Source organism: Burkholderia sp. Bp8994, from assembly GCF_003853805.1.
Lineage (GTDB): Bacteria > Pseudomonadota > Gammaproteobacteria > Burkholderiales > Burkholderiaceae > Burkholderia.
Genome location: NZ_QTQH01000016.1, coordinates 1 through 15197 on the forward strand (window position 1 = coordinate 1; position 15197 = coordinate 15197).

Consider the following 15197-nt stretch of genomic DNA (forward strand, 5'->3'; position numbering starts at 1 on the left):
GTCCCCTTCGTCTAGAGGCCTAGGACATCACCCTTTCACGGTGAGTACAGGGGTTCGAATCCCCTAGGGGACGCCAGATTTCGGCGTCGTTCGAACAAGCGATGCGCCGGCAGGAAGTAACCGACGCCTGCCAGGCAAGAAGCAAGACTGGAGCGGTAGTTCAGTCGGTTAGAATACCGGCCTGTCACGCCGGGGGTCGCGGGTTCGAGTCCCGTCCGCTCCGCCAGAAAATGAAAAAGCCCGCCTCGTGCGGGCTTTTTCATTTGCACCGTTGATCGTGCCCGCGTGCGGGCGCGTGACTGCGGAGTGGAGGAAGCCGCCTGCGCGGCTTCCGGCGGGACGCGAAGGGCTGCGCGTGCACGCGCAGCCGCGGCCTGCAGGATGTAGGCGAGTCCCGTCCGCTCCGCCAGAAAATGAAAAAGCCCGCCTCGTGCGGGCTTTTTCATTTGCATCGCCGATCCGGCGCCACTACGAGAAATTCGCGATTGCATCCACCCGCGACTGCGCTATCGTGGCGGAATGCGTTTTTGACCCCTGCGCGATGCTCGATCCGACCGACCTGCGATTGTTGTATCAGCTCCGGCCCGCGGAGCCTGGCGATTTTCCGTTTGCCGAGGCGCTGACGCACGGCAACATGGGCGGCTATTACAAGCGCCATGGGCTCGTCTGGCGCAGCGACCTGTTCTATGCGAGCTGGCGCGAATCCGAAAACTTCATCCTGGAAGCCGACGGCGAACGTATCGGCGTGCTGCGCGTGACCGAGGAGGGCGATTCGCTGCACATCCGCGACGTGCAGATCGCGGCCGGCCATCGCGGACAGGGCGCCGGCACCTACATGCTCGACATGTCGCATCGCTGGGCGCGCGCCCGCGGGCTGCACGAACTGCAGTTGCGTGTGTTCGTCGACAATCCGGCCGCGCGCCTCTACCTGCGTATGGGCTACCGCGTCACCGGGCCGAGGCTGGCCCAGCTCGGCTCGATTCGCCACATGGTGCGTCCGGTTTGAGCGCGTAACGGTTACCCACGCGGGGGGCCACGCGGCGACGGTCAGCGGGCGGCGTCGATCGCGTCGTCGTCGATTGCGATGCCGTCTTCCGCGCCGCGATGCTCGTAGCCGCGCAGCATGAACGCGCGCGGGCTTTCGCCGAACGCGCGCCGGAACATCGCCGAAAACGCGCTCTGGCTCTGGTAGCCGAGTTCGCGGGCGATATGCGACAGCGGGCGCCCCTGGTTCAACAGCGGAATCGCGCGCGCGAGCAGCGCCTGCTGCCGCCACTGCGAAAAACTCACGCCCAGTTCCTGCCTGAACAGCCGCGAGATCGTGCGCGTGCTCGCACCCACCTCGCTCGCCCAGTGTTCGAGCGATTCCGCATGCGCCGGTTGCGCGAGCACCGCCTCGCACAGCATGCGCAGCCGCTTCTCGTCGGGCATCGGCACCGCGAGCGGCAGCGGTTCGGCGCGGCTCAGCTCGTCGAGCACGAGCCCGCACAGCAGCCGTTCGCGGGTGCCGCTCAGGTCGCGCGCGTCGAGCGCGACGATCAGTTCGCGCAGCAAGCCCGTCACCTCGACCACCCGGCATGCGTCGAGCCCGTCCGGCACGACCGACTCATCGATGTACAGCGTGCGCAAGTACGCTTCCTCGACGATCACGACCTCGTGCGTGACGTGCGGCGGCACCCAGATCGCGCGGGAAGGCGGCACCATCCATGTCGTCCCGGTCGTCGCGACGCGCAGCACGCCGCGCGATGCATACGCGAGTTGCGCCCACGCGTGCGTGTGCAGCGGGATCCGGCGTCCGGCGTCGACCTGCCGTGCCCGGACACGCATCGGGTGGACGCGGGTCGGCGCGAACTCGGGCGGGATGTCGATGACGTCGTACGGGTTCGATGCGTCGGCTTGGGCTGGCGGGTTCATGGACGATTCGGTCGGCGCGGCGGCGATGCCGTCATTTTAGAAGGCGCCGCGCAGGCGCATGCGGCGGTTTTTCGGCCGATAATGCACGGTTCAAATGAACTTTGTATGGGGCAGCACGTGTGCCGGCCGGCGCAAGCCCTGGCCAGCGTGATGCGTCGCGCCGAAAAGAACCATCGTGCCGCCGGCGCGGTCTATCGATGCGGGCGCGTTTTCGCACAAGCAGCGCCCCAACGACGCCGGCGCCCGCGGCACGGCCGCGACGGCCCGGCACGGCAACACCTGAATCGAAGAGGAGGACCACGATGCGCCATGTATTCGTCTACGGCACGTTGAGAGCGGGAGAAGCCAACGACATCGGCCAGGCGGCCGCGCGGAACGGGATCGCCGCGCCGACGCTGCTCGGGGCGGCCGCACTGCCGGGCGAACTGTACGATTTCGGCACGTATCCGGGCATGGTGCCCGGGCCGGCCGGCCGGTCGCTCGTGTGGGGCGACGTCTACGAGATCGACGAGCGACTGGTGCCCGTGCTCGACGAGATCGAGCGCGTCTATCCGGGCGTCGACACGCTGTTCCGGCAGGAGCCGGTGACCGTCGAACTCGGCGGTCGTGCCTATGCGTGCGTCTACTATCCGGTCGCCGCGCATGCGGCAGCCGACCGTCCGCGCATCGTGTCGGGCGACTGGGTCCAGCACCGGCGCGAGCGGGAAGCCGCCGCCGCATCCGCATAGAGAACCCGCTGCCCAGCAAAGGAAAAGCGCCCCGCGGGGCGCTTTTTTCATGCCGCCGTGTTGCGCGACCGGCGGCGGGCAGGACCGGGCGACCCGGCCCGCGTCGTCAGATTTCCTCGTACAGCGGCAGCGTCAGGAATTCGGTGAAGCCTTCCGACGTCGACATCTGTTCGAAGATCGCCGCGGCACGCTCGTACGGCTGCGTGTTGCCGCCGACCGACCGCTTCACGTTGTCGAGCTCGGCCTTCGCGAATTCGCGCACGAGCTCGGCGGTGACCTTGCGGCCGTCGTCGAGCACGCCCTTCGGCGAGCGGATCCACTGCCACACCTGCGAGCGGGAGATCTCGGCGGTCGCCGCGTCTTCCATCAGGTTGTGGATCGGCACGCAGCCGTTGCCGTCGAGCCAGGCGCCGAGATAGTGGATGCCGACGTTGATGTTGTTGCGCAGGCCGGCTTCGGTGATCGGCGCTTCAGGCTGGAAGTCGAGCAGGTTCTTGCCTTCGATCTGCACGTCGTCGCGTTGCTTCGCGATCTGGTTCGGCTTGTCGCCGAGCACCTTGACGAATTCATCCATCGCGATCGGCACGAGGCCCGGGTGCGCGACCCAGCCGCCGTCGTAGCCGTCGGTCGCGTCGCGCTGCTTGTCCGAGCGCACGCCGCCCATCGCCTTGTCGTTCGCTTCCGGATCGTTCTTGATCGGGATCAGCGCGCTCATTCCGCCGATCGCCGGCGCATTGCGCTTGTGACAGGTCTTCAGCAGCAGCAGCGCGTACGCGCGCATGAACGGCACCGTCATCGTGATCTTCGAGCGATCGGCCAGGCAGAAGTCGCGGTCGTTCTTGAACTTCTTGATCGCCGAGAAGATGTAGTCCCAGCGGCCGGCGTTCAGGCCCGAGCTGTGTTCGCGCAGTTCGTACAGGATCTCGTCCATCTCGAACGCGGCGAGGATCGTCTCGATCAGCACCGTCGCGCGGATCGTGCCGCGCGGCACGCCGACTGCCTCCTGTGCCGCGACGAAGATGTCGTTCCACAGGCGCGCTTCGAGATGGCTTTCCATCTTCGGGAGGTAGAAGTACGGGCCCGAGCCGCGCGCGATCAGTTCCTTCGCGTTGTGGAACAGGAACAGCGCGAAATCGAAGATGCCGCCGGACACGCGCTGGCCGTCGACCGTCACGTGCTTCTCGTCGAGATGCCAGCCGCGCGGACGCACGATCAGCGTCGCGACCTTGTCGTTCAGCCGGTACGACTTGCCGTTCTGTTCGAGCGAGATCGTGCGGCGCACCGCGTCCTTCAGGTTGATCTGGCCGTCGATCTGGTTCGTCCAGCTCGGCGCGTTCGAATCCTCGAAGTCCGTCATGTACGAATCGGCGCCCGAGTTCAGCGCGTTGATGATCATCTTGCGCTCGACGGGGCCGGTGATCTCGACGCGGCGGCATTGCAGGTCGGCCGGCAGCGGCGCGACCTTCCAGTCGCCCTCGCGGATCGCCTTCGTGTCGGCCAGGAAATCGGGGCGCTCGCCGGCGTCGAGGCGCTTGGTGCGTTCGACGCGGGCCTGCAGCAGCGCCTGGCGGCGCGGCTCGAACGCGCGGTGCAGCGCCGCGACGAGCGCGAGTGCTTCAGGCGTCAGGATCGCTTCGTAACCCGGCTTGATTTCGCCGGTGATCGCCATGCCTTGCGGCAGCGTGATCGGGGTGCTCATGAGTCTCATCTCCTTGGTCGGTCAGTTGCGGTTTCGGTGAAGGGGGAAGGCGGCAGCGCAGCGAACGTCATGCGCCCGGGCCGGGGCGCGCGCGGTTCGCGGGTCTGCCGGCCGGGGCCGGGGTGGCGAGGAATGCGAGCAGGTCGGCCATGCCGCTGCCGGTGCCGTCGGGCGGCGCGCCGAGTTCCTCGACGGGCGCACCCGTGCGGTTGAGCCAGAACGTCGTGTAGCCGAACCAGGCGGCCCCCGCGACGTCCCAGGCGTTCGACGACACGAACACGATGTCGCGCGGGTTCGCGCCGAACGCGGCGGTGCCGAGCGCGTACGCGGCCGGGCTCGGCTTGTACGCGCGTACCGCGTCGGCCGACAGCACGCGATCGAACAGGCCGGTCATGCCGGCGCTCTTGATCGCGATGTCGAGCATCTCCGGGTTGCCGTTCGACAGGATCGCGAGCGGCGGGCGCGGGTCGAGCGCGCGCAGCTTGCGCAGCGCGGGCACCGTGTCGGGATAGGTGGACAGGCACGCGTATTCGTCCATCAGCCGCTTCTCGGCCGCGCTGTTCAGCGCGAGCCCGAGCCTGCGCGCGGCGAACCGCAACGCGTCGAGCGTGATGTCGCGGAACGGGCGATAGCGGGCGCCGGACGGATCGGCGAGCGTGCGCAACTGCGAGTATTCGATTTGCTTGCGTCGCCACAGCCGCGACAACCGGTCCCCGTGACCGGGAAACATCTGCTCTGCCGCGGCCACGACCGCATGCACGTCGAACAACGTGCCGAATGCATCGAAGAGGATTGCGTCGGGAGAGGAGAGTGTCGTTGTGGCCGACATAGCCTTGCGCTCCAGTTTCAGAGGTCGGAAACGATTTTATTCGTGCTCGTCAGTGCTAAAAAAGACGCTAAACATCACTTGATCTTTTACTTTCATATACCTAATCTTGACGGCTCAAGCTATTTGAAGGGCGGGAGCGCCGCCCTGCGAGTCATGGACCGGTTCAAACAGATCGAAACGTTCGCCGCGGTCGCGGCGAAGGGCAGCCTGTCGGCGGCCGCGCATGCGGAAGGCGTCGCGCCGGCGATCATCGGCCGCCGCCTCGACGCGCTCGAGGAGCGGCTCGGCGTGAAGCTGCTGGTGCGGACTACGCGCAAGCTCACGCTGACCTTCGAGGGGTCGGCCTTCCTCGAGGATTGCCAGCGGATCATCAACGACATGCAGAACGCGGAGGCGAGCGTGTCCGCCGGCGGCGTGAAGGCGAGCGGCCACCTGCGCATTTCCGCGCCGGCCGGCTTCGGGCGGCGCCACGTCGCGCCGCTCGTGCCCGAATTCAGCGGCGCGCATCCGGACGTGTCGGTCACGCTCGACCTGTCCGACCGGATGGTCGACCTCGTCAACGAAGGGTTCGATTGCGCGGTGCGGCTCGGCGAGCTGCCCGATTCGTCGCTGGTGTCGCTGAAGCTCGGCGAGAACCGGCGCGTGTGCGTCGCGTCCCCCGCGTATCTCGCGCGGCGCGGCACGCCGGCCACGCTTGCGGAACTCGCGCGCCACAACTGCCTCGCGCTTGCCGCGAATGCGAACCAGCAGCGCGGCTGGGCGTTCCAGGAGGGCGACAAGGTGGTGTCGATCCGCGTGAACGGCACGATGGAATGCTCGGACGGCGCGGTGCTGCACGAATGGTGCCTCGCCGGCTACGGCCTGGCATGGCGATCGTGGTGGGAGGTCGGCGACGACATCGCGGCCGGCCGCCTCGTCACCGTGCTCGACGCGTTCGCGGCACCACCGATCGGCATCCACGCGGTGTTTCCGCAGCGCCGTCACCTGCCGCTGCGCGTGCGGCTGTTTCTCGATTACCTGAAACATACGTACGAACGGCCGGGGTATTGGGGCGAGTAGGGCGGGGCGAGCAGGGCGCACCGGCCCGCGCGTTTCCGATATGAGGGCGAACCCGCTGCCGGCGCCGGTCGCCCGGTTTCGCGCACTACAATCGAAACTGGCATGCGCGACGCGCCGGAGCCGGCCCGCATGGGTTCGCGGTGCGCGCGGTGCGTCTGACGCAGGAGGGCGCGATGTTCCGGCACATCCTCGTTCCAACCGACGGTTCCGAACTGTCGCAGAAGGCGATCGACGGCGCGATCGACCTGGCGCGCGCGGTCGGCGCGCGGGTCACGGCCTATGCGTGCCTGCCGCAGTATCCGTACTCGCCGTTTTCCGAAGTGATCATCGAGCCGCCCGCCGATTTCCGGGCGCGCAGCGAGCGCGAGGCGCGCGCGCACCTGGACGACGTGCAGGCAGCCGCGAAGGCGGCCGGCGTCGATTGCGACAGCTGGACGAGCGTGCATCCGTCGCCGTACCTCGGCATCATCGAGGCGGCCGAACGTGGCGGCTGCGACGTGATCTTCATGGCGTCCCACGGACGCCGCGGGCTCGGCAGCCTGCTGATCGGCAGCGAAACGCAGCGCGTGCTGACCCATACGAAAATTCCGGTGATCGTCTATCGGTAGACGCGGCGCCCGTCGTTCGTAGCCGCGCGGGCGACAGCACGGCGGCGCCGCTGAAAAAAGGGCGCGCCGGACGAAGCCGGCGCGCGTCGTTGCTGGCGGCCACTGGCCGCGCGCGACCGGTCGCGCGACGTCGATCGCGCGCCAGCCGTCTCCTCCCTGATTGTTGTCCGGTGCCGCCGATGCCGCGCCGTCGCGTGACGGGCCGGCATCGGCGTGACGCTTGCGCGCGTTACGCGACCTTCTTGCCGTCGAAGAACTGTTCGTCTTCGGTCGAGCCGTGCAGCGCGGTCGTCGAGGCTTCCCGCTCGACCGTCTGCGTGACCGCGTCGAAGTAGCCGGTGCCGACTTCGCGCTGGTGCTTGACGGCCGTGAAGCCCTTGTCGGCCGCCGCGAACTCGGCCTGCTGCAGTTCGACGAACGCGCTCATCTGCGTGCGGGCATAGCCGTGCGCGAGGTTGAACATCGAGTAGTTCAGCGCATGGAAGCCGGCCAGCGTGATGAACTGGAACTTGTAGCCCATCGCGCCGAGTTCCTTCTGGAACTTCGCGATCGTCGCGTCGTCGAGGTTCTTCTTCCAGTTGAACGACGGCGAGCAGTTGTACGACAGCATCTTGCCGGGGAACTGCTTTTGGATCGCTTCCGCGAATTTCTTCGCGTACTCGAGATCCGGCTTGCCCGTCTCGCACCAGACGAGGTCGGCGTACGGCGCATACGCGAGGCCGCGCGAGATCGCCTGCCCGATGCCCGGCTTCGTGCGGAAGAAGCCTTCGACCGTGCGCTCGCCCGTCAGGAACGGCTTGTCGTTGTCGTCGATGTCGGACGTGATCAGGTCCGCCGCTTCCGCGTCGGTCCGCGCGACCAGCACGGTCGGCGTGCCCATTACGTCGGCCGCGAGACGCGCCGCCGACAGCTTCGCGACCGCTTCGCGGGTCGGCACCAGCACCTTGCCGCCCATGTGGCCGCACTTCTTTACCGACGCGAGCTGATCCTCGAAGTGCACGCCCGAGGCGCCGGCCTCGATCATCGCTTTCATCAGTTCGAACGCGTTCAGCACGCCGCCGAAGCCGGCTTCCGCGTCCGCGACGATCGGCGCGAAGAAATCGACGTAGCCTTCGTCGCCCGGATTCTTGCCTTCCGACCACTGGATCTGGTCGGCGCGCGTCAGCGTGTTGTTGATGCGCTTGACGACGAGCGGCACCGAGTTCGCCGGGTACAGCGACTGGTCCGGGTACATTTCGCCCGCGACGTTCGCGTCGCCGGCCACTTGCCAGCCCGACAGGTAGATCGCCTTCAGGCCGGCCTTCACCTGCTGCATCGCCTGGTTGCCGGTCAGCGCACCGAGTGCGTTGACGAACGGCTCTTCGTTGATGAGGTGCCACAGCTTTTCCGCGCCGCGCTTGGCCAGCGTGTGCTCGACGGCGATCGAGCCGCGCAGGCGCACCACGTCCTCAGCCGTGTAGCTGCGCTTGATGCCCTTCCAGCGCGGATCGGTTTCCCATTGCTTTTGCAGTTCCTGTGCCTGTTGCTGTCGCGACATGATGAGCTCCTTGATGCGGTGTGTTGCCAGATCGGTCGAATCGGACGGTGCTGATGCTGTTCTCGAAGCGGGGCGCGGTGCGTGCCGCTTTGAGAAGTCTTGTATAAGAGTCTAGGCAAACCGATCCGAGTGAAACAGGGGCTATACCAGGAAGTTTGAAACTTTTTAATCGTTTTTAATCAACAACTTGTGTTTTGTGTTTCGCAATGAGAAACGATTTTTCCCATCTCGCAATTGTAAGGTTGTGCCGCGCAGCATGATTTTTTACGACGCAAAAAAATTTTCCGCATCGTGAAATTTGGCGCGGGACGAAAAAAAACCGGCGCGGGTGCGCCGGTTTGCCGGATGGGCGGGCGGCCACGGGGGCCGCCGGGGCGTGCTTACGACGCCGAATTGCTGCGACGCGGGCCGCCGCTGCGCTGGCCGTCGCGACGCGGGCCGCCGTCACGGCTGCCGCCCGGCTTGCCGCTCCAGCCGCCGCCATTGCCGCCGCCGTAGCTGCGGCCGTTGCCGCCATGACCGCCGCCCGGCTTGCCGCCGAAACGACGACCGCCGTTACCGCCGCCCGGACGGCCGCGGCCGCCGGTGCCGCGATCGTTGCGCGGGGGTGCCTTGCGGGGCTCGAAGCCTTCGATCACGTTGACCGGCAGCGGCGAGCGCACGAAGCGCTCGATGCGCTTGAGCGCGCCTTGCTCGGCGTGGTGCACGAGGCTCACCGCGGTGCCCGAACGGCCGGCACGGCCCGTACGGCCGATACGGTGCACGTAGTCTTCCGCGAACTTCGGCAGGTCGTAGTTGAACACGTGCGTGATGCCCGGGATGTCGATGCCGCGGGCTGCGACGTCGGTCGCGACCAGCACGCGCACGCGGCGCTCGCGCAGCGCACGGATCGTGCGGTTGCGCGCGCCCTGCGGCAGGTCACCGTGCAGCGCGGCCGATTCGAAGCCGGCGTCGGCGAGACGGCCGGCGAGCTGGTCGGCATCGATCTTGGTCGCCGTGAAGATGATCGCCTGGTCGAGCGCGTCGTCGCGCAGCAGGTGATCGAGCAGGCGGTCCTTGTGGTCGCGATCGTCGACGTAATGGACGGTCTGTGCGATGTTCGCGCGCGATTCGAGGCGCTGCTGGATCTCGATGCGTTCCGGATCCTTCAGCAGGCGGCTCGTCAGCGAACCGATCTTGCCGTCGAGCGTGGCCGAGAACAGCATCGTCTGGCGCGACTCGGGCGTCGCGGCGACGATCGTCTCGATGTCTTCGATGAAGCCCATGTCGAGCATGCGGTCGGCTTCGTCGAGCACGAGCATCTTCAGTTCGGACAGGTCGATGCGGCCGCGCTCGAGGTGATCGAGCAGACGGCCCGGCGTGGCGACCAGGATCTCGGGGTTCTTCGCGAGCAGCATCAGCTGCTGGCCGTAGGCGACGCCGCCGAGGATGCTGACCGTGCGCAGGCGCTTCAGGTGCTTGCCGTAGGTCGACGCGGCCGTGGTGACCTGCATCGCGAGCTCACGGGTCGGCGTCAGCACGAGCAGGCCCGGGCGGGCGACGGGCTGCGGGCGGCGCGCACGGCGGTCGCCCTGATTCGGTTCGCGCGGCGCACGCGGTTGCTGCGCCTGCGCCTTCTGGAGCTGCGCGAAACGTTCGATCGCGGGCAGCATGAATGCGGCCGTCTTGCCCGAACCGGTCGGGCTCGACACCAGCAGGTCCCGACCGGCGATGCCGGCCGGAATCGCGCGCTGCTGGACCGGCGTCGGCTTGGCGTAGCCGGCGGCCTGCAGCGCGGAGACGATCTCCGGCGACAACCCGAGCGACGCGAAAGTCGGCTCGTCCGACGCCGGTTCGACCGCGGCCGGTGCGGCGGCGTTCTCGAGACCGAGCGCCTGGTCGGCGATCGCGTTGAGCGGGCTGGAGTTGATGCTCGAAGTCATAACAATCCTTGAAACACAGTGGGTGAAACGTCGGCGCCAATCGCGCATACCCAAGTCGTCGGATTCAGCGAGCAAATCGGGAAACGGGTGCAATCCGCCGAACCGTCGGCGGATGAGGCATTAGAAGCTGTTTTGGGTGCGGCGCGCTTCTGGAGCGGGGGCCGCCAGCCTAGTTGACGACCGCGAGGGTCGAAGCAGGAGGGGACAGGTTCTAAACCGGATTGGAGCTTAACGCTACGAGGCGTCGGGCCGGAACGGCTTGCGAGCCGAGCGCGGGAGGTGACGCAGCCAGCATTATAGAGATATTTGCTGCGCTGCGCCACTGATTTGATTGCCTATTGATTGACTGTCGCGGCAGGCGGGACAGATCAGGACGCCGTGCCGTTCTTCAGCGATTCGACGAGTTCGATGTATTGCTGCTTCGCCGCATCCTGGGTCGTGCCTTTCAGCGCTTCCCACGCGTCGTACTTGTACTTGCCGACGATGTCGGTGAAGCCCGGCTTGTCGCCGTGCGCGTCGCCGTCGGTCGCCTGCTTGAAGAGCGCATACAGGCGCAGCAGCGTCAGGTTGCCCGGTCGCTCTGTCAGTTGCTTGACGTCGACCTGGGCCTGGTCGAATTGGGCGGTGAGTTCGCTCATCGTGTGTCTCCGTAAGGGTTTCAGGTCGGGCGATCTTAACAAGCGCCGCGCCGCGCGGGGTCGAGCGATCCTTCCAAACCGCCAGCCGCGCGGCGCGCGCATCGCGATCGGGTCCGACCGCCCGTGGGAGCGGGGCGCCGCATTACAATGTCGGCCATGACGCAAACAGTGCTCCTCGCCATCGATACGTCGACCGAATACTGCTCGGTCGCGCTGCTGCGCTCGGCTTTCGCCGATGACGCCGTTTCCACCACGCAAACCTGGGTCCGCCACGAGCTGACGGGCGCCGTGTCGAGCACGCGCGTGCTGCCGGCCATCCAGGAACTCTTCGCCGAATCGGGCCTCACGTTCGCCGATTGCGACGCGATCGCGTTCGGCGCGGGCCCCGGCTCGTTCACCGGGCTGCGCACCGCGACCGGCATTACCCAGGGGCTCGCGTTCGGGCGCGGGCTGCCGGTCGTGCCGGTCAGCACGCTGCTCGCGTGCGCCGAACACGCGCGGCTGCGCGCACCCGGCACGACGCGCGTGCTGGCCGCGCTCGACGCGCGGATGGACGAAGCGTACTGGGCCGACTTCGCATGGGACGAGCAGGCGGGCGACTGGCGCACGCTGCATCCGGCGTCGCTCGATGCACCGGGCGCCGTCGGCGTGCCCGACGCGCCGTTCACGCTCGCGGGCAACGCGGCCGCCGCGTTCGGCGCGCAACTGCCGGCCGCGGCGGCCGCGGCCGTGATCGACGGCGACGCGCTGCCGCATGCGCTGGCGGTCGCGCATGCCGCGCTGCGGGCATTCCGCGCCGGCCGGACGGTGCCGGCCGACCAGGCCGCACCCGAATACGTGCGCGACAAGGTCGCGCAGACCACCGCCGAGCGCATGGCCGCGCGTGCCGCGCAGACGGACGGAGCAAAACGATGACGGGCGTCCTGTTGAGCGACCGCTATCTGTCGCCGATGACCGACACCGATCTCGACGAGGTCGTCGCGATCGAGCAGGTCGCGTACGAATTCCCGTGGAGCCGCGGCAATTTCCAGGATTCGTTGCGCAACGGCTATTTCGGCGTGTGCCTGCGGCACGTGACGGGCGCGCTCGTCGGCTATTGCGTGCTGATGCCGGTGATCGACGAAATGCACCTGCTGAACCTGTGCGTCGCGCCGGCCGCCCAGCAGTCGGGCGCGGGCCTCGCGCTGCTGCGCGAAGCCGTGCGCATCTCGCGCGCGGAGGGGCTCGACGGCGTGCTGCTCGAGGTGCGGCCGTCCAATCCGCGGGCGATCCATCTGTACGAGCGCTTCGGCTTCGTGACGATCGGCCGGCGCAAGAACTACTATCCGGCGCGGCATCGCAGCCGGGAGGACGCGATCGTGATGCGTCTGACGCTGAACAAGGACGAAGGGGACGCGCATGGCGTGGGCTGAAGCAGCGCTCGAGGAAATGGGGCTCGCGCAGATCTGGGTGCGGCGCGGGTCGCGCGCGGAAGGCGCCGAAGCGGGTGGGGCGGGGGCCGGGCCGGTTGGCGTGCCGGGCGCGGCCGACGATGCGTCCGCCGTTGCGGCCGCAACCGTCGCGCCCGCGTCGCGGCCGACGTCGGAGCAGCCGCGTGACACGCAGGCGGCTGCACGCGTGTTCCCGCGCGGCGATATGCCGCTGGCGGATACGCCGCCCGCTGGGGGCGCCGCGCGCTCCGCGGCACCGGCTGCGGAAACGGGCAGCGGCGCGCGTGCCGCGATCGACGAAGAGCGCGCATCCGCCGGGCCGGCATCGTCCCCGGCCGCCGCCGCCGCCGCGGACGACCTGCCGCCGCTCACCGAAGACGATTTCGCGTGGTTCGACGCGGCGCCGCCTGGCGATCCGCTGCCGCCGGCCGAAGCGCGTCCTGCTGCAACGCCGGTCGCGATGCTCGACTGGGATGCGCTCGCCGCACGCGTCGCCGGCTGCACGAGCTGCCGCCTGTGCGAGAAGCGCACCAATACCGTGTTCGGTGTCGGCGATCGGGAAGCGGACTGGATGCTGATCGGCGAAGCGCCGGGCGAGAACGAGGACAGGCAGGGCGAGCCGTTCGTCGGCCAGGCCGGCAAGCTGCTCGACAACATGCTGCAGTCGCTCGCGCTCAAGCGCGGCGACAACGTCTACATCGCGAACGTGATCAAGTGCCGCCCGCCCGGCAACCGCAACCCGGAACCGGACGAGGTCGCGCGCTGCGAGCCGTACCTGCAGCGCCAGGTCGCGCTCGTGAAACCGAAGCTGATCGTCGCGCTCGGCCGCTTCGCCGCGCAGACGCTGCTGAAGACGGACGCGAGCATCGCATCGCTGCGCGGCCGCGTGCACACGTACGAAGGCGTGCCGGTGATCGTCACCTACCACCCGGCGTACCTGCTGCGTAGCCTGCAGGACAAGTCGAAGGCGTGGGCCGACCTGTGCCTGGCGCGCGATACGTTCCAGCGGGCGGAGGGCGCCGCCGCGCACGGGCCGGCCGGACAATGACGCGCGGCGCGGCGGTCGCGTTCGTCGATACGCTGCACGATGCCGCGGTCCGCGATCTGGGCTGGCTCCTCGCGAGCCCGAGCCTGCTCACTGCCGCGCCCGGGGCGCCGCTCGCGCATCCGTGGGCGGATGCGGTCGAGCGGGTGGCCGTCGAAGCGTGGCTCGTCGCGCTCGATGCCGCGCCCGAGCCGCTGCACCGCGCGCTCGACGGGCTGCGGCCCGTGCGACTCGGCCGCTATGCCGAATGCCTGCTCGAGTATTTCCTCACGCACGGGCCGTCGCTGCGGCTCGTCGCCGCCAACCTGCCGCTGCGCAGCAACGGCAAGACGCTCGGCGAGGTCGATTTCCTCGTCGATGCGCCGGGCGGGCTGCGCCTGCACTGGGAACTCGCGGTCAAGTGCTATCTATGCGCGCCGGTCGACGGCGACGCGTCGCTCGCGGATTTCGTCGGGCCGAATCTCGTCGACCGCCTCGACCGCAAGCGCAGCCGGCTGCTCGAGCATCAGCTGCGGCTGAGCGATCGCCACGGGTTCGCGCTGCTGGGCTACGGCGCGCCGTCCGATGCGCAGATGTTCATCAAGGGCTGGCTGTTCTATCCGCACGGCGTGCCGCTGCCGCCGGTGGCCGCGGAAATCGCGGCCGATCATCCGCGCGGGTTCTGGCTCACGCACGCGCAGTGGCCGGCGTGGGCATCCGCACAGCCCGACGGTGCGGCATGGAACGTGCTGCCGCGGCTCGCATGGCTCGCGCCGCGGCGGGTGGCGGCCGACGCCGCGCCCGAACCGCTGGCGCATTCGCTCGAATTGCCGTCCGCCTTGACGGCGCGCCAGGCGCCCGCGCTGATCGGCGTCCATCGACTGGACGGCAACGGCGTATGGCGGGAGACGGCGCGCGGTTTCATCGTGCCGGACGACTGGCCCGCGCGTGCGCAGGCGTTCGCTGCCCAGGACCACTGACGCCGCATCAGCCGGCGCTTACCACCAGCGATGGAAGTGATGGACGGGGCCGACGCCGTGGCCGACGTCGAGCTGGCCGCTCGCGGCGATCGCGCCGGTCAGGTAGGCCTTCGCTTCGCGCACCGCGCTGTCGAGATCGGGCCGCTGCGGCAGCAGCGCGGCGATCGCCGACGACAGCGTGCAGCCCGTGCCGTGCGTGTTGCTGACCGGCACGCGCGTGCCGTCGAACCGCACCGCATGCGCCGCATCGACGAGCCAGTCGGGGCTCGCGGCCGCGTCGGGCAGGTGGCCGCCCTTCATCAGCACGGCGCGCGCGCCGGTCTTCAGCAGCGCCTGGCCTTGCCGGACCATGTCGTCTTCGGTCATCGCGGGCGTGTCGCCGAGCAGGGCGGCCGCTTCGGGCAGGTTCGGCGTGACGACGGTCGCGAGCGGCAGCAGCGCGTCGCGCAATGCGTCGACCGCATCGGGCGCGAGCAGCGCGTGCGAACTCTTCGAAATCATCACCGTATCGAGCACGACGAAACGCGGCGCATGGCGCCGCAGCGCGTCGGCGACCGCGTGCACGATCGCCGCGTTCGCGAGCATGCCGATCTTGACCGCGTCGATGCGGATGTCGTCGAACACCGCGTCGAGCTGCGCGGTCACGAACGCGGCGTCCGGAGCGTGCACGCCGGTCACGCCGCGCGTGTTCTGCGCGGTCAGCGCGGTGATCACGCTCGCGCCGTACGCGCCGAGCGCGGAGAAGGTCTTGAGGTCGGCCTGGATGCCCGCGCCGCCGCCCGAGTCGGAGCCGGCGATCGTCAGGACGTTGGGTATCGGGTGCGTCATG

Annotated in this window: 15 protein-coding genes and 2 tRNA genes; 10 read left to right on the forward strand and 7 right to left on the reverse strand. The window is 68.5% G+C overall.

Annotation, left to right across the window (positions count from 1 at the left end; translation table 11 throughout):
* The 3 genes from DIE04_RS18515 to DIE04_RS18525 all read left to right on the forward strand — a co-directional run bounded on the left by DIE04_RS18515 (position 1) and on the right by DIE04_RS18525 (position 1006).
* A tRNA-Glu gene (locus DIE04_RS18515) sits at positions 1-76 on the forward strand.
* A 73-nt stretch (positions 77-149) separates the two neighbouring features.
* Positions 150-226, forward strand: a tRNA-Asp gene (locus tag DIE04_RS18520).
* Between the two features lie 315 nt (positions 227-541).
* Positions 542-1006, forward strand: coding sequence for a GNAT family N-acetyltransferase (locus DIE04_RS18525; protein ID WP_014896698.1), 465 nt, complete (start codon positions 542-544; stop codon positions 1004-1006).
* A gap of 41 nt (positions 1007-1047) precedes the next feature.
* Here DIE04_RS18525 and DIE04_RS18530 read toward each other — a convergent pair whose 3' ends face one another.
* The gene (locus DIE04_RS18530) at positions 1048-1914 is read right to left on the reverse strand and encodes a helix-turn-helix domain-containing protein (RefSeq protein ID WP_124519979.1); all 867 of its coding nucleotides are present in this window, start codon (positions 1912-1914) and stop codon (positions 1048-1050) included.
* 302 nt (positions 1915-2216) lie between these two features.
* Here DIE04_RS18530 and DIE04_RS18535 point away from each other — a divergent pair, with 302 nt between their 5' ends.
* Positions 2217-2642, forward strand: a complete 426-nt coding sequence (locus tag DIE04_RS18535; protein ID WP_124486168.1) for a gamma-glutamylcyclotransferase — start codon at positions 2217-2219, stop codon at positions 2640-2642.
* 106 nt (positions 2643-2748) lie between these two features.
* Here DIE04_RS18535 and aceB read toward each other — a convergent pair whose 3' ends face one another.
* Together aceB and DIE04_RS18545 are read right to left on the reverse strand one after the other, a co-directional pair.
* On the reverse strand, positions 2749-4341 hold the full coding sequence (aceB, locus tag DIE04_RS18540; RefSeq protein ID WP_124519982.1) for a malate synthase A: 1593 nt from the start codon (positions 4339-4341) through the stop codon (positions 2749-2751).
* 67 nt (positions 4342-4408) lie between these two features.
* Entirely contained in the window at positions 4409-5170 is a 762-nt protein-coding gene (locus DIE04_RS18545; protein ID WP_124519984.1) for a haloacid dehalogenase type II, read from the reverse strand.
* Between the two features lie 153 nt (positions 5171-5323).
* Here DIE04_RS18545 and DIE04_RS18550 point away from each other — a divergent pair, with 153 nt between their 5' ends.
* Both DIE04_RS18550 and DIE04_RS18555 read left to right on the forward strand, forming a co-directional pair.
* Complete coding sequence (locus DIE04_RS18550; protein WP_044847957.1) at positions 5324-6229, forward strand: LysR family transcriptional regulator; 906 nt, start codon at positions 5324-5326, stop codon at positions 6227-6229.
* A gap of 173 nt (positions 6230-6402) precedes the next feature.
* A complete protein-coding gene (locus DIE04_RS18555; RefSeq protein ID WP_044848000.1) occupies positions 6403-6837 on the forward strand; it encodes a universal stress protein in 435 nt (144 codons plus the stop codon).
* A gap of 229 nt (positions 6838-7066) precedes the next feature.
* Here the strand turns inward: DIE04_RS18555 and aceA are convergent, their stop codons facing one another.
* From aceA to DIE04_RS18570, 3 genes are all read right to left on the reverse strand, one after another.
* Positions 7067-8374, reverse strand: coding sequence for an isocitrate lyase (aceA, locus tag DIE04_RS18560; RefSeq protein WP_124486171.1), 1308 nt, complete (start codon positions 8372-8374; stop codon positions 7067-7069).
* Positions 8375-8754: 380 nt separating this feature from the next.
* Entirely contained in the window at positions 8755-10296 is a 1542-nt protein-coding gene (locus DIE04_RS18565; protein ID WP_044847955.1) for a DEAD/DEAH box helicase, read from the reverse strand.
* Positions 10297-10664: 368 nt separating this feature from the next.
* Positions 10665-10934: an acyl-CoA-binding protein gene (locus DIE04_RS18570; RefSeq protein WP_044847954.1), complete on the reverse strand. Its 270-nt coding sequence runs from the start codon at positions 10932-10934 to the stop codon at positions 10665-10667.
* A 147-nt stretch (positions 10935-11081) separates the two neighbouring features.
* On the opposite strand from DIE04_RS18570, the gene tsaB reads away from it, so the two are divergent.
* From tsaB to DIE04_RS18590, 4 genes are read left to right on the forward strand one after another with little or no spacing between them, the layout of a single operon-like run.
* Complete coding sequence (gene tsaB / locus DIE04_RS18575; RefSeq protein ID WP_124486172.1) at positions 11082-11849, forward strand: tRNA (adenosine(37)-N6)-threonylcarbamoyltransferase complex dimerization subunit type 1 TsaB; 768 nt, start codon at positions 11082-11084, stop codon at positions 11847-11849.
* A complete protein-coding gene (gene rimI, locus DIE04_RS18580) occupies positions 11846-12346 on the forward strand; it encodes a ribosomal protein S18-alanine N-acetyltransferase (RefSeq protein ID WP_044847952.1) in 501 nt (166 codons plus the stop codon). The genes tsaB and rimI overlap by 4 nt, the downstream gene beginning before the upstream one ends.
* Positions 12333-13412: a uracil-DNA glycosylase family protein gene (locus DIE04_RS18585; protein ID WP_124519986.1), complete on the forward strand. Its 1080-nt coding sequence runs from the start codon at positions 12333-12335 to the stop codon at positions 13410-13412. Before rimI ends, DIE04_RS18585 begins: the two co-directional genes overlap by 14 nt.
* A complete protein-coding gene (locus DIE04_RS18590) occupies positions 13409-14368 on the forward strand; it encodes a DUF1853 family protein (RefSeq protein ID WP_124486175.1) in 960 nt (319 codons plus the stop codon). Before DIE04_RS18585 ends, DIE04_RS18590 begins: the two co-directional genes overlap by 4 nt.
* Before the next feature lie 18 nt (positions 14369-14386).
* Here the strand turns inward: DIE04_RS18590 and thiD are convergent, their stop codons facing one another.
* The gene (thiD, locus tag DIE04_RS18595; protein ID WP_124486176.1) at positions 14387-15196 is read right to left on the reverse strand and encodes a bifunctional hydroxymethylpyrimidine kinase/phosphomethylpyrimidine kinase; all 810 of its coding nucleotides are present in this window, start codon (positions 15194-15196) and stop codon (positions 14387-14389) included.
* Position 15197: the final 1 nt, after the last annotated feature.

Excerpts from the sequence above, each read along its gene's own strand:
- DIE04_RS18550 (WP_044847957.1), top strand. The coding sequence starts at position 5,324 with ATGGACCGGTTCAAACAGATCGAAACGTTCGCCGCGGTCGCGGCGAAG.
- tsaB (WP_124486172.1), top strand. The coding sequence starts at position 11,082 with ATGTCGGCCATGACGCAAACAGTGCTCCTCGCCATCGATACGTCGACC.
- DIE04_RS18565 (WP_044847955.1), bottom strand. The coding sequence starts at position 10,296 with ATGACTTCGAGCATCAACTCCAGCCCGCTCAACGCGATCGCCGACCAG.
- rimI (WP_044847952.1), top strand. The coding sequence starts at position 11,846 with ATGACGGGCGTCCTGTTGAGCGACCGCTATCTGTCGCCGATGACCGAC.
- DIE04_RS18555 (WP_044848000.1), top strand. The coding sequence starts at position 6,403 with ATGTTCCGGCACATCCTCGTTCCAACCGACGGTTCCGAACTGTCGCAG.
- DIE04_RS18530 (WP_124519979.1), bottom strand. The coding sequence starts at position 1,914 with ATGAACCCGCCAGCCCAAGCCGACGCATCGAACCCGTACGACGTCATC.
- thiD (WP_124486176.1), bottom strand. The coding sequence starts at position 15,196 with ATGACGCACCCGATACCCAACGTCCTGACGATCGCCGGCTCCGACTCG.
- DIE04_RS18585 (WP_124519986.1), top strand. The coding sequence starts at position 12,333 with ATGGCGTGGGCTGAAGCAGCGCTCGAGGAAATGGGGCTCGCGCAGATC.
- DIE04_RS18570 (WP_044847954.1), bottom strand. The coding sequence starts at position 10,934 with ATGAGCGAACTCACCGCCCAATTCGACCAGGCCCAGGTCGACGTCAAG.
- DIE04_RS18525 (WP_014896698.1), top strand. The coding sequence starts at position 542 with ATGCTCGATCCGACCGACCTGCGATTGTTGTATCAGCTCCGGCCCGCG.
- DIE04_RS18545 (WP_124519984.1), bottom strand. The coding sequence starts at position 5,170 with ATGTCGGCCACAACGACACTCTCCTCTCCCGACGCAATCCTCTTCGAT.
- aceB (WP_124519982.1), bottom strand. The coding sequence starts at position 4,341 with ATGAGCACCCCGATCACGCTGCCGCAAGGCATGGCGATCACCGGCGAA.
- aceA (WP_124486171.1), bottom strand. The coding sequence starts at position 8,374 with ATGTCGCGACAGCAACAGGCACAGGAACTGCAAAAGCAATGGGAAACC.
- DIE04_RS18590 (WP_124486175.1), top strand. The coding sequence starts at position 13,409 with ATGACGCGCGGCGCGGCGGTCGCGTTCGTCGATACGCTGCACGATGCC.
- DIE04_RS18535 (WP_124486168.1), top strand. The coding sequence starts at position 2,217 with ATGCGCCATGTATTCGTCTACGGCACGTTGAGAGCGGGAGAAGCCAAC.